This is a genomic window from Streptomyces hazeniae (assembly GCF_031845485.1).
GTDB lineage: Bacteria > Actinomycetota > Actinomycetes > Streptomycetales > Streptomycetaceae > Streptomyces > Streptomyces hazeniae.
On record NZ_JAVREQ010000028.1, the window covers coordinates 66,640 to 79,179 of the forward strand.

General features: G+C 74.0%; 9 protein-coding genes and 1 pseudogene. 4 read left to right on the forward strand and 6 right to left on the reverse strand.

Annotation, left to right across the window (positions count from 1 at the left end; all coding sequences use genetic code 11):
• Window positions 1–181: 181 nt before the first annotated feature.
• Window positions 182–3,727, reverse strand: a complete 3,546-nt coding sequence (gene mfd / locus RM572_RS24715; RefSeq protein WP_311675615.1) for a transcription-repair coupling factor — start codon at window positions 3,725–3,727, stop codon at window positions 182–184.
• 187 nt (window positions 3,728–3,914) lie between these two features.
• Here mfd and RM572_RS24720 point away from each other — a divergent pair, with 187 nt between their 5' ends.
• Both RM572_RS24720 and RM572_RS24725 read left to right on the forward strand, forming a co-directional pair.
• On the forward strand, window positions 3,915–4,157 hold the full coding sequence (locus tag RM572_RS24720) for a type II toxin-antitoxin system Phd/YefM family antitoxin (RefSeq protein WP_027764043.1): 243 nt from the start codon (window positions 3,915–3,917) through the stop codon (window positions 4,155–4,157).
• Window positions 4,157–4,531: a type II toxin-antitoxin system VapC family toxin gene (locus RM572_RS24725; RefSeq protein WP_311675616.1), complete on the forward strand. Its 375-nt coding sequence runs from the start codon at window positions 4,157–4,159 to the stop codon at window positions 4,529–4,531. Before RM572_RS24720 ends, RM572_RS24725 begins: the two co-directional genes overlap by 1 nt.
• Window positions 4,532–4,588: 57 nt before the next feature.
• Here the strand turns inward: RM572_RS24725 and RM572_RS24730 are convergent, their stop codons facing one another.
• From RM572_RS24730 to RM572_RS24750, 5 genes are all read right to left on the reverse strand, one after another.
• Window positions 4,589–7,168: an ABC transporter permease gene (locus RM572_RS24730; RefSeq protein ID WP_311675617.1), complete on the reverse strand. Its 2,580-nt coding sequence runs from the start codon at window positions 7,166–7,168 to the stop codon at window positions 4,589–4,591.
• A complete protein-coding gene (locus RM572_RS24735) occupies window positions 7,165–8,001 on the reverse strand; it encodes an ABC transporter ATP-binding protein (RefSeq protein ID WP_078528990.1) in 837 nt (278 codons plus the stop codon). The genes RM572_RS24730 and RM572_RS24735 overlap by 4 nt, the downstream gene beginning before the upstream one ends.
• A 290-nt stretch (window positions 8,002–8,291) precedes the next feature.
• On the reverse strand, window positions 8,292–9,128 hold the full coding sequence (locus RM572_RS24740; protein ID WP_311675618.1) for a hypothetical protein: 837 nt from the start codon (window positions 9,126–9,128) through the stop codon (window positions 8,292–8,294).
• A 44-nt stretch (window positions 9,129–9,172) separates the two neighbouring features.
• Window positions 9,173–9,694: an SUKH-3 domain-containing protein gene (locus RM572_RS24745; protein WP_311675619.1), complete on the reverse strand. Its 522-nt coding sequence runs from the start codon at window positions 9,692–9,694 to the stop codon at window positions 9,173–9,175.
• On the reverse strand, window positions 9,691–10,317 hold the full coding sequence (locus RM572_RS24750) for a YwqJ-related putative deaminase (protein WP_394813701.1): 627 nt from the start codon (window positions 10,315–10,317) through the stop codon (window positions 9,691–9,693). The genes RM572_RS24745 and RM572_RS24750 overlap by 4 nt, the downstream gene beginning before the upstream one ends.
• 167 nt (window positions 10,318–10,484) lie before the next feature.
• Between RM572_RS24750 and RM572_RS24755 the strand changes: the two genes are divergently transcribed.
• Both RM572_RS24755 and RM572_RS24760 read left to right on the forward strand, forming a co-directional pair.
• Window positions 10,485–11,459, forward strand: a complete 975-nt coding sequence (locus tag RM572_RS24755) for an SMI1/KNR4 family protein (protein WP_311675620.1) — start codon at window positions 10,485–10,487, stop codon at window positions 11,457–11,459.
• A gap of 5 nt (window positions 11,460–11,464) precedes the next feature.
• Window positions 11,465–12,540 (forward strand): annotated as a pseudogene (locus RM572_RS24760) (SUKH-4 family immunity protein); the annotation flags it as partial.

The following is a 12,540-nucleotide window of genomic DNA, read 5'->3' on the forward strand; positions in this document are numbered from 1 at the left end:
CCGGAGAGGCGGGTACGGCGAGCAGGGCGGGGCTTCGGTGCCGGGAGGTGTCTCGCGCCCCCGGCCCACCGGCGGTGGGCCGGTCGGTCCCGCCCGGCTCCGGGCGCCGCGCGCGCCCGCCCGTCCCCCCGGAGCGGACCGGCGGGGCGGCGCGGTGGGGGCGTCGCCGCGGAAGCGGCCGTCAGGTGCCCGGGACGGAGGTCAGGAACTCGCCGACCCAGGCGAGCAGGTCGCGGCCGACGACGGGCTTGCCGCCGATCCCGCCGCCCGACTTCGGCCGCGGCACCAGCACCTGCCGCGTCGTCTGCTTGATCACCGACCGCGGGTACAGCCGCTTCAGCCGCAGCTCCTGCGACTCCCGCAACTCCACCGGGGAGAAACGAATGTTGGAGCCCTGGAGCGTGATGTCGGTGACGCCGCACGAGCGGGCCAGCATCCGCAGCCCCGCCACCAGCAGCAGGTTCTCCACCGGCTCGGGCAACGGGCCGTACCGGTCCGCGAGTTCCTCCCGGACGGCCGTGATGTCGGCCTCGGAGTTCGCCGACGCGATCGCCCGGTACGCCTGGAGCCGCAGCCGCTCGCCCGGCGCGTAGTCGTGCGGGACGTGCGCGTCGACCGGCAGCTCGATCTTGACCTCCAGCGGGGCCTCCTCGACCTCGCCTCCGGACTCCAGCGCGGACCGGTAGTCGGCGACGGCCTCGCCCACCATCCGCACGTACAGGTCGAAGCCGACGCCGGCGATGTGCCCGGACTGCTCGCCGCCCAGCAGGTTGCCCGCGCCGCGGATCTCCAGGTCCTTCATCGCGACGTACATGCCCGCGCCCATCTCGGTGTGCTGCGCGATGGTCGCCAGCCGCTCGTGCGCGGTCTCCGTCAGCGGCTTCTCCGGCGGGTACAGGAAGTACGCGTAGCCCCGCTCCCGGCCGCGCCCGACCCGGCCGCGCAGCTGGTGCAGCTGCGACAGGCCGAAGTTGTCGCCGCGCTCCACGACGAGCGTGTTGGCGTTGGAGATGTCGATGCCGTTCTCCACGATCGTCGTGGACACCAGCACGTCGAACTTCTTCTCCCAGAAGTCGACGACGACCTGCTCCAGCGCCGACTCCGACATCTGCCCGTGTGCGGTGGCGATGCGGGCCTCCGGCACGATCTGCCGCAGCCGCGCCGCCGCCCGGTCGATCGACTCCACCCGGTTGTGGATGTAGAACACCTGGCCCTCGCGCAGCAGTTCACGCCGCACCGCCGCGCCGATCTGCCGCTCCTCGTACGGGCCGACGAACGTCAGCACCGGGTGCCGCTCCTCCGGCGGTGTGGTGATGGTCGACATCTCGCGGATGCCGGTCACCGCCATCTCCAGGGTGCGCGGGATCGGCGTCGCCGACATGGTCAGAACATCCACGTTGGCCCGCAGCTTCTTCAGCTGCTCCTTGTGCTCGACGCCGAACCGCTGCTCCTCGTCGACGACGACCAGGCCCAGCTCCTTGAACTTCACCTCCGAGGAGAACAGCCGGTGCGTGCCGATGACCACGTCGACCGTGCCGTCCCGCAGCCCGTCCAGCACGGCGCCCGCCTCGGTGTCGGTCTGGAAGCGGAACAGCGCCCGCACCTTCACGGGGAACTGCCCGTACCGCTCGGTGAACGTGCCGAAGTGCTGCTGCACCAGCAGCGTCGTCGGCACCAGCACCGCGACCTGCTTGCCGTCCTGCACGGCCTTGAACGCGGCACGTACGGCGATCTCCGTCTTGCCGTAGCCGACGTCGCCGCAGATCAGCCGGTCCATCGGGACCGACTTCTCCATGTCCTCCTTGACCTCGGCGATCGTGCTGAGCTGGTCCGCGGTCTCCATGTACGGGAACGCGTCCTCCAGCTCGCGCTGCCACGGCGAGTCGGGGGCGAACGCGTGGCCGGGGGCCGCCATCCGCGCCGAGTACAGCTTGATGAGGTCCGCGGCGATCTCCTTGACCGCCTTCTTCGCCCGCGCCTTGGTCTTCGTCCAGTCCGCGCCGCCCAGCCGGTGCAGCGACGGCTGCTCCCCGCCGACGTACTTGGTGACCTGCTCCAGCTGGTCGGTGGGCACGAACAGGCGGTCGCCGGGCTGCCCGCGCTTCGCCGGCGCGTACTCCACCAGCAGGTACTCGCGGGTGGCGCCCTGCACGGTGCGCTGCACCATCTCGATGTAGCGGCCCACGCCGTGCTGTTCGTGCACGATGAAGTCGCCGGCCTGCAGCGTCAGCGGGTCGATGGTCTTGCGGCGCCGCGCGGGCATGCGGGCGCCCTCCCGCCCGGCCGCCTTCTGCCCGGACAGGTCCGTCTCGGTCAGCACCGCCAGCTTCAGCGACGGGTCCACCAGGCCGTTGTCGATCGAGCCGCAGGCCACGTGCACGACGGACGGCTCGATGCCGCCCAGGTCGCCCTCCAGCCGGGCCGCGATGCCCTCGCCGCCCAGCACCTCGACCGTGCGGGCCGCGGGACCGTGGCCCTCGGTGACGTACACACAGCGCCAGCCGTCGGCCAGCCAGCCCTTGGTGTCGGCGAGCGCGCGGGCGGTGTCCCCGCGGTACGTCTCCGGGGCACGCATGCCGAGCTGGAGCACGTCGTCCTCGTCGCCGGCCACGGAGGTGTCCGGCGCGAAGGGGCTCACCGACCACCACAGCATGCCCAGCTCACGGGCCCGCTCCCGCACGTCCGCGATACCCCACAGCGAGGCCGCCCCGACGTCGACCGGTGCCTCGCCTCCCCCGGCGGAGGCGGCCCACGACGCCTCCAGGAACTCCCGGCTGGTCGCCACCAGGTCCGCGGCACGGGTACGGACCCGCTCCGGGTCGCACACCACGCCCATCGCCCCGGACGGCAGCACGTCCAGCAGCAGCTCCATGTCGTCCACCAGCACCGGCGCCAGGGACTCCATGCCCTCCACCGCGATGCCCTCGGCGATCTTCCCGAGCAGTTCCTCCAGCTCCGGGTGCTGCTGCGCCAGCTCCGCCGCGCGCCGCCGCACGTCGTCGGTCAGCAGCAGCTCACGGCACGGCGGCGCCCACAGGCCGTGCTCCGCGATCTCCAGGGACCGCTGGTCGGCGACCTTGAAGTACCGGATCTCCTCGACCTCGTCGCCCCAGAACTCCACCCGCAGCGGGTGCTCCTCGGTGGGCGGGAACACGTCCAGGATGCCGCCGCGCACCGCGAACTCGCCGCGCTTCTCCACCAGCTCCACCCGCGCGTAGGCGGCGGCCGCCAGGCCCTCCGTGATCTCCCCCAGGTCCGCCTCCCCGCCCTGGCGCAGCGCGACCGGCTCCAGGTCGCCCAGGCCCTTGACCTGCGGCTGGAGCACGGACCGTACGGGCGCGACCACGACGGAGACCGGGCCGGTGGTGGCGTCCGCGGGGTCCGGGTGAGCGAGGCGGCGCAGCACCGCGAGGCGACGGCCGACGGTGTCGCTGCGCGGCGACAGCCGCTCGTGCGGCAGCGTCTCCCAGGACGGGTACTCCACGACGCCGTCCGGCGGCAGCAGGCTGCGCAGCGCCGCCGCCAGGTCCTCGGCCTCCCGGCCCGTGGCCGTCACGGCCAGCACGGGGCGGCCGGTCTCGCGCGCGAGCGCGGCGATCGCCAGCGGCCGGGCGGAGGCGGGGCCGACCAGGTCGACGTGGTGGCGGTGGCCGTCGGCCGCGGCCCCGACCGCCTCGTCGAGGGCGGGGTCGCGCAGGACCGCGTCGAGCAGACCGTGCAGGCTCATGGGGGCATCCGTCCGGGGTGGCGGACCGGGGGCGTCCGGTCGGGTGGGCAACACGAAGAGCCCGACATGCGTCCGCAGGCCGGGGTCTCCAGCGTACGACCACCCGCCGACAGCCGTCCGCCGGCCGGACCGGCTATGCTTGGTCCAGCAGTTAGTCCACCTTCCGTCCCGGCCCTGCGAGGCACTCATGGACGCAGCCCACCAGTACAACGTGCACGAGGCCAAGACCCACTTCTCCCGGATACTGGAGCAGGTCGCCACCGGCGAGGACGTCGTGATCAGCAAGGCCGGCACCCCGGTCGCCAAGGTGGTCCCTCTGCGGCCGACGGTGCGCCGCACCGGCAGGGGGTCGCTGCGCGGGCAGATCCACCTCCACGACGACTTCGACGAGCTCCCCGACGACCTCGCGGAAGCCTTCGGGATGCGCTGATGCGACTGCTCCTCGACACCCACGTGGTGCTCTGGTGGCTGGACGACTCGCCGGAGCTGAGCGACGAGACGAAACATCTGATCGACACGGAACCGGCCATCTATGTCAGCGCCGTGACACCGTGGGAGATCGCGATCAAGCAGTCGCTCGGCAAGCTCGACGGTCCTGCCGACCTGCCGGAACGCGTCCGGGACAGCCAGTTCAGCCCGCTGCCGATCGGCGCGGGGCACGGCGTCCGTGCCGGACGCCTGCCCGCCCACCACCGCGATCCGTTCGACCGCGTCCTGGTGGCCCAGGCCCAGATCGAGGGCATGACGGTGGTGACACGGGACAAGTGGATCCCGCAGTACGACGTACCGGTCATGCCGGTGTGAGACGGCGAGGGCGCCCGGAGCCGGACTCCCGGCCCCCGGACCCCCTCGCCGCTCCCGTCACTCCGTGGCGATGGCCGCCAGCACGTTCATGCGGCCCGCGCGGAACGCGGGGACCAGCGCGGCGACCAGGCCGACCAGGGCGGACCCGGCGAAGACCCAGCCGATCGTCGCCCACGGGATCTCCAGCACCTTCATCCCCTCCAGCGCGAGCAGCTGCTGCGCGGTCGCGCCCCAGCCCATGCCCAGGCCCAGGCCGAGCAGCGCGCCGAACAGGGCGATGACCACCGACTCCAGGCGGATCATGCGCCGCAGCTGCCGCCGCGACAGGCCGATCGCCCGCATCAGGCCGATCTCCCGGGTGCGCTCCACCACCGACAGCGCCAGCGTGTTCACCACGCCCAGCACCGCGACGACGATCGCCAGCGCCAGCAGCCCGTACACCATGTTGAGCAGCTGCCCGACCTGGTCCTGGAGGGTCTGCTTGTAGTCGGCCTGGTCGCGCACCGTGTACTGCGGGTACGGCTCCAGCGCCTTCTTCAGAGCGGCGTACGCGGCGTCCTCCTCCCCGTCCACGGCGCTGCCGAACATCAGCGCGTTCAGCGGCATGTCCTTCTCCGCCACGTACCGCTCCGCGGTGGCGATGCTCGCGTACATCGCGCCCTTGTCGATCACGGCCTCGTCGGAGGTGACCGCCCGCACCGTCAGCTCGGCCGTACGCCCCTGCGCGAAGTCGACCCGCAGCGTGTCGCCGGTCCGCAGGCCGTGCTTCTTCGCGAAGCCCGCGAACACCGACATGCTGTCCTTCGCGTACGCGTCCGCCAGTTCGCCCTGCGTGGTCTCCACCCGCAGCACCTCGGCGTACGAGGGGGTGGCCGCGTTGAGCGTCTCGCCCTTCAGCGTCGTCCCGTCCGGGGTGGTGATCGCGATGTCCAGCATCTTGTACTCGGTGACGTCGGCCAGCCCGTCGGCGGTCCGCACCTTCTCCGCGGCCTGGGGGGTGATCGGCTGACCGGTGTCGGAGCCGACGATGAAGTCGGCGCCCACCGACTTGTCCAGCTCCTCCGTCGCCGAGGCCACCATGGAGGAACCCACCACCGACAGCGACGCGACCAGCGCCAGGCCGATCATCAGCGCCGCCCCGGTGGCGCCGGTGCGGCGCGGGTTGCGCAGCGCGTTGCGCTCCGCGAGCCGTCCGACCGGGCCGAACAGCCGCAGCACCACCAGGCTCAGCGCCCGGACCACCACACCGGCCAGCACCGGGCCGACCACGATGAAGCCGACCAGCGTCAGCACCACGCCCAGCGCCAGCATCCCGGCGCCCGCCGACGCCTCCTCGGCACGCGACGCCACGTACAGCGCCGCCGCGCCGACCGCCGTGAGCAGCACGCCCAGCACGGCCCGTACGGCGCCCGCCCGGCCGTCGGCCGGGGTGCCCGCGTCGCGCAGCGCCGCCATCGGCGACACCCGGCCCGCCCGGCGGGCCGGCAGCCACGCGGCGAGCACCGTCACCACGACGCCCAGCGCCACGCCGATCACCGGGGTGGTCGCCTTGACCGTGAGTTCCGAGGTGCTGAGGTTCATGCCCATCGCGCCCATCAGCTCCATCAGGCCGACGGCCAGGCCCACCCCGGCACCGAGGCCGACGACCGACCCCACCACGCCCAGCAGCAGCGCCTCGGTCAGCACCGACCGGTTGACCTGCCGGCGGCTGGACCCGATGGCGCGCATCAGCCCGATCTCCCGGGTGCGCTGGGCGACCAGCATGGAGAAGGTGTTGACGATGAGGAACACCCCGACCAGCAGCGCGATCCCGGCGAAGCCGAGCATCGCGTACTTCATCACGTCCATGAACTCCGCGACGTCCTGCCGGCTGTCGTCCGCGGTCTCCGCCTGCGTGCGGTAGGTGTACGCGTCGGAGCCGACCGCCGCGACGACGTTCTCCTTCAACTGCTCGTGCGTCACGCCCTCCTCGGCCGTGACGACGACGCCGGTGTACGCACCTCGGTCACCGAGCAGCACCCGCTGCGCGGTGGCGGTGTCGAAGTAGACGACCGCCGCACCGGGGTTGGTGACCTCGAAGGCCGCGATGCCGGAGATGCGGGCCGTGTGGTCGCCGGTCACGGCGAGGGTGCTCAGCTCGTCGCCGATTTTCAGGCCGTGCTTGTCCGCGGTGTCCGCGTCGACCATCACCTCGGTCGGTCCACGCGGTGGGTGGCCGGCGGTGACCTCCATCGAACGCCGGTCGACACCCGTCCAGTTGGAGGCGATCGTCGGCGCGCCCGTGGTGGAGCCCATGTTCTCGTTCCCGGCGTTCACCACCGTCACGCTCATGCTGACGACGACGCCCTCGGCGGACCGTGCGCCCTCCGCCCGCTCCGCCTTCGCCAGCGCCCCGGCCGGCAGGGACGCGGGGCGTCCGGTGGCGGACACCTCCTCGTCCTCACCGGTCTCCTTCGGCGACACCGTCACGTCCCCCGAGGTGGCGGCGAACAGCTTGTCGAAGGTGGCGTTCATGGTGTCGGTGAACACCAGCGTGCCGCTGACGAACGCCACCGACAGCACCACGGCGACCGCGCTCAGCGCCATCCGGCCCCTGTGCGCGAGCAGGTTTCTCAGCGAGGTCTTCCACACCGTCACGACGCGCTCCCCGCCACCGCGCCGGCCGGCCGCTCCCCGCGCGCCCGGAGCGGCTCGCCCGCGGGCGCGAACATCCGCATCCGGTCCAGCACCTTCTCCGCGGTCGGGCGGTGCATCTCGTCCACGATGCGCCCGTCCGCCAGGTACAGCACCCGGTCCGCGTACGCGGCGGCGACCGGGTCGTGCGTCACCATCACCATCGTCTGGCCGAGTTCGTCCACCGAACGCCGCAAGAACTCCAGCACCTCCGCGCCGGAGCGCGAGTCCAGGTTGCCGGTCGGCTCGTCACCGAACACGATCTCCGGACGCGCCGCCAGCGCCCGCGCCACCGCGACGCGCTGCTGCTGGCCGCCGGACAGCTGGTTCGGGCGGTGCTTCAGCCGCCCGCCCAGCCCCACGGTGTCCACCACGCGGCCCAGCCAGGCCCGGTCCACCTTCCGGCCCGCGATGTCCATGGGCAGCGTGATGTTCTCCGCCGCGTTCAGCGTGGGCAGCAGGTTGTACGCCTGGAAGATGAAGCCGATCCGGTCGCGGCGCAGCCGCGTCAGCTTCTTGTCCTTCAGCCCGGTGATCTCCTGGTCACCGACCCGGATGCTGCCCGAGGTCACCGTGTCCAGACCCGCCAGGCAGTGCATCAGGGTCGACTTGCCGGACCCCGAGGGCCCCATGATCGCGGTGAACGCGCCGCGTTCGATGTCCACGTCCACACGGTCCAGCGCCACCACCCGGGTCTCCCCCGAGCCGTACGCCTTCACCACCTGCCGCGCCGCGGCCGCAACGGCCGCACGGCCCCCGTCGCCCCCGGTCCAGGTCTCCGCTACCGCCGTCGTCACGTGTCCTTCTCCTCCGCCGAAACCGTTCGGTCGCCTCGTGCCGGGACGGTTCTCCCGGACGGTGTTCAGCCTCCTGGAGCGGCGGCGGCGCCACGATGGTGCCCGTCGCCGTTCCCGTCCGGGGGTTTGCCCCACCCCGCACGCCCGGCGGCCCGTAGCAACACGGTAGGAACACCCACCCGGCTCCTCGTCCTGCCCAGGGACGAACCGCCACCGATCCCCCGCTGGGTGCCACCCCTAGGGGGTCGCGACGACGGTCCCCGACACCCCTGCGGCGACGCGGCCGCCCGCTACACGCCGACGGGCACGCCGCCCGGCCCGACCCGCTGCACCCGGCCGAGGTCGCCGGCCAGCAGGTCGGCATGGGTCAGTGCGAAGTCGCCGTTGGGCAGACGGCCGGTGTACCGGGCCCCGACGACGCGGTCCGGCAGGAAGCGCCGCAACTCGTGCCGCATGCCCCGGCGGTACGTCACCGGCGCGCCATGCTCCGGCGGCGCCTCGTCGGTGCCGAACAGCACCCAGTGGTCCACCCCGACCAGGCCGTCCGGGTCCGGCGGGCCGCCGGTGTGACAGTCCAGGGCGGGGGCGGTCAGCACGTCCGGGTCGTGCGGCTCGTACCAGAGCAGCAGCGGCTTGGCCTCCCGCGCGTCGGCGTTGTCGAAGCAGCACACCGCGACCGGGTGGTCCGGGTAGGCGTCGGCGTAGAAGGCCATCAGCTCCGGGTCGAGCCGCGGCCGCTTCCGCTTCGGGACCTTGCTCAGAGCGCCGGGCAGCAGCATCGGATCGTCGGCGAGCAGCACGGTGTACACGTCGTGGTCGAACACCTCGACGGCGCCGCCCGGAGCGGCGCCCATCCAGTCCATCGGCGCGGCGGCGCTGCGCGCACGCGGACGCACCGCGTCCACCATGCGCCGCAGCACGTCCGTGTCGTCGCCCACGGGCAGGAAGTGGCGGCCGGTCAGCCGCCGCGCGGGCAGGTGCAGCAGCATCGCGTTGGGGCCGGACGCCCGGTTCAGGGCGGTGTTCTGGTAGCCGAGCACGTGCACCAGCCCGTGCTGCGGGTGCCGGCACCGGCCGGCGTACAGGGTCGTGCCGGAGAACTCTGCGGGGGCGAGAGAGACGCACATGCCACGCAACCTACCGACGGGCACCGACAGTTCAGGCCCGCCGTTCAGGTCCGCGCGAGCCGGGCGGGCAGCAGGCCGGTGAGGAGGGTGGCGAAGGCCGCGTCGGCGTCCTGGCCGAGGAACCAGTCGCCGGTGTGGTCCAGGCAGTAGACCCGGCCCTCGGCGTCGACGGCGAGGAGGCCGGTCGCGTCGTCCGGGTCGCCGCCGACCGGTACCTCCGCGCCCAGCGGCGCCACCGCCGAGTCCAGCGCCCGCCCCAGGTCGGCGAGGGTGCGCGCCGCGTACAGACCGTGCAGCGGGTCGAGGTGCAGCCCGGTGGGCGCCAGGTCGCGGCCCGGGCCCCGCGGCACCAGGTGCAGCCCCCCGAACTCGGCCCACGCCTCGACCGCCGCCGGGAACACGGCGTGCTCGTGCCCACCGGGCGCCACGTGCGCCCGGAGGGTGTCCGCCCACACCTCCGCGTCCTGCATCTCCCACCGGCCCGGACGCCAGCCCGCGTCCCGCAGCACCGCGTCGACGGCGACGGGGAACCGGGTGGCGGAGCTGCGCGCGTGCGGAACGCTCACGACCCCTCCGCCTCCCCGTCGCCCGCACCCGCACCCGCACCCGCACCCGCACCCGCCTCGGCGTAGGCGCCGGGGTCGACGGCCGCGACCCCGAAGTGGTCCAGCAGACGGGCGCACGACCGGCACGGCGGCGCGTAGGCACCGTGCCGCGGATCGCCGTCCTCCCGCACGTGCCGGGCCGTCAGCCGCGCCTGCTTCAGCGCCTTGCGGGCCTCACCCTCACTCATGGGCCGCTCCGCCTTCCGGCCGCTGCGCGCCGCGTCCGCCGAGGTCAGGAAGCGCGACAGCAGCACGGCTTCGGAGCAGCGCCCGGGGCTCCGCCCGCGGTCGGCCGCCGGCAGCCCGGCGAGGAAGTCCGCGACCAGCGGGTGCAGTCCGGGCGGGGTGTCGGACCGGCTGCCGGTGCCGGTCAGGGTGCCGCCGCGGGCCGAGAGCGCCCCGGCGACGGCGGGAAGGATGCCGTCGCGGCGGTGGTGGAGGAACGGCGCCGCGGCGAACGCGGCGGCGGGCCCGCCGGACCCGGCGGCCGCGCCGTCCCGCATCAGGCCGAGCCTCGGGTCGTCCGCGCGCGGCCCGGAGGGCGGGGCGGGCGGCGCCCCGGCCTGCCGTGGAGCGATGTTCATGGTCGTGCTGTCCTTCCGCGACCCCCTGGCGTGGAGATCCGCGCTCAGTATGCCGGGAGACGCCCCCCGCCGGACCGCGGGTTCCTCCGCCGAGCGGCGATGACCGGGCCCGTGCCGAACGCATAGGCTGTGCGGGTCAGCCAGATGCAGCAGGGGAGCTTCCAGCCATGACGACAGGTCGGCGAGGGACGACGACCGCGCCTCCGAACGCGGCCTACGCCGGGCAGGTCGTGCGGTTTCCCGATCCGGTGCGCGCCGCACGCCACCCGGACGGGGTACGCATGGACGAAGCGGGCCACCCGGACTTCTCCCGCTACGCGCGTGCCGCCGCCGAGATCGCCGAGCCCCCGCAGGGCTTCGGCGGCGACGAACTCCGCCTGACCGACGTCGTCTCGGCCAACGCCGCCCTGCACGCCGCGGGCCACGAACTGTGGGCCGGGCTGCCGCCGGTCGCCACCCCGCACGGCTGGGTCTGGCACCACGTCGCCCACTCCCGCCGGATGGAACTCGTCCCGGCCGAGGTCAAGGCGCTGCTGCGGCACCACGCCGGGCTGGCCACCGCCGCCGTCGACCACGACAAGCTCGGCACCCGGCCCCTCCAGGAGACCCGGCCCGTCCACGTCGCCGTCCCCCAGCCGGTCGCCGTCACCGAACGGCAGGTGGTGGAGGCGGAGGAACGTCTCGGCTACCGGCTCCCCGCCGCCTACCGCAGCTTCCTCAAGGCCGCCGGCGGCAGCGCACCACGCGGCGTCGCCCTCGACCCCGACCTCGGTCTCCTCCTCGACCAGCCGTTCTTCACCCTGCGCGACGAGGCCGCCGTCAACGACCTCGTCTACGTCAACAAGTGCCTGCGCGACCACCTCACCAAGGACTACCTGGGCGTCGTGTTCGCGCAGGGCGGCATCGTCGCGGTCAAGGTGCGGGGCGAGGCGATCGGCAGCGTCTGGTTCTGCCCCCACGACGACGCCCGCGACCACGACGGCCTGGACGTGCGGCAGCGCACCGGGACCCTTCTGCGGCCCTGCGGCGACGACTTCGACGACTTCCTGCTCCGGCTCGCGGGCAACCCCCCGGAGCTGGAGACCGTGGCGAAACTGATGGTCGACGGCGGCTTCGCGCGCGCCGTACCGGTGGAGGGGTGAACGCAGTGGTGACCTTCGCAGAGGCGCAGGACCGCGCCGAGCGCTGGATCAACGCGGACGTGCCCGGCTACCAGCGCCGCGCCGTGCAGCTCCGCGAGTTCGACCTCGGGTTCGTCGCCTGGGCCGAGGACCGGGAGGACGGCCCCACGTCCGAGGGCGCCCGCGCCCGCCTGGTCATCGCCCGCGACGGCGGCGAGGCGACGCTGTGGCCGGGGCTGCCCGTGGACGAGGTCGTCCGCCGGTACACCGAGGAGTACGGCGACGCCGGCCCGGCGCCCGCCCCGGTCCCGCCGCAGCGCGTCGACCTGGAGGCCACGTCCTTCCTGCTCACGCCACCGGAGTGGCTCCAGGAGGCCGCGGACCGGATGGGCATCCCCGACCGGCGCCGGCCCGACGACGAGTCGGCCCCGGGCGCGGCCGAGTCCGACGGGACGGGCGCCGGGTCCGCCACATCCGGCGGTGCTTCCGGCGCGTGGCCGGAGGCCGGCAGCAGCGGCGGAAGCAACAACCCCTGGGACGCCGCCGACACCAGCAGCTCCGGCGAGGGATTCGGCCAGGAGCCGCCCGCCACCGTGTTCGCGCCGCCGCTGAGCGGCAGCGACGACGAGGACACCCCGCCGCCCGCCGCACACGGCGACGAGACGCCGACCGCCTTCCTCGCCGAACGCGCCGCGCCGGCCAGGACCACCACCGCGCCCGCCGTCGAGGACGACCGGGCCGGCGCCGTCGACGAGCCCACCGCCACCGGCGAGCACCGCACGGGCGGCACGTCCCCCGGCACGTCCGGCACCCACGGCACGTCCCAGGGCGCCGGCACCCCGCCGCCTCCGCCGGCAGCACCCCCACCGGCCCCCACACCCGGCGCCGGCCTCACCGACTTCGACACCGACCGCCGCCCGTCCTCCCCGCCCAAGTCCTCCCGCGGCCCGTCCGTGCCGCCCCCGCCCGGCCCACCACCGGCACCCGGCACGCCGAGCGGCGCCGGCAGCACCGGCGGCGACAGCACCGGAACCGGAAACACCGGCGGCTACGTGCCGACGCAGATGGTCTCCGCCGACGACATCGCCTCCCAGGGCGGCGA

Coding starts and splice junctions, on each gene's coding strand:
- RM572_RS24720 (WP_027764043.1), top strand. CDS start 3,915: ATGGACGCAGCCCACCAGTACAACGTGCACGAGGCCAAGACCCACTTC.
- RM572_RS24750 (WP_394813701.1), bottom strand. CDS start 10,317: ATGAACATCGCTCCACGGCAGGCCGGGGCGCCGCCCGCCCCGCCCTCC.
- mfd (WP_311675615.1), bottom strand. CDS start 3,727: ATGAGCCTGCACGGTCTGCTCGACGCGGTCCTGCGCGACCCCGCCCTC.
- RM572_RS24740 (WP_311675618.1), bottom strand. CDS start 9,128: ATGTGCGTCTCTCTCGCCCCCGCAGAGTTCTCCGGCACGACCCTGTAC.
- RM572_RS24755 (WP_311675620.1), top strand. CDS start 10,485: ATGACGACAGGTCGGCGAGGGACGACGACCGCGCCTCCGAACGCGGCC.
- RM572_RS24725 (WP_311675616.1), top strand. CDS start 4,157: ATGCGACTGCTCCTCGACACCCACGTGGTGCTCTGGTGGCTGGACGAC.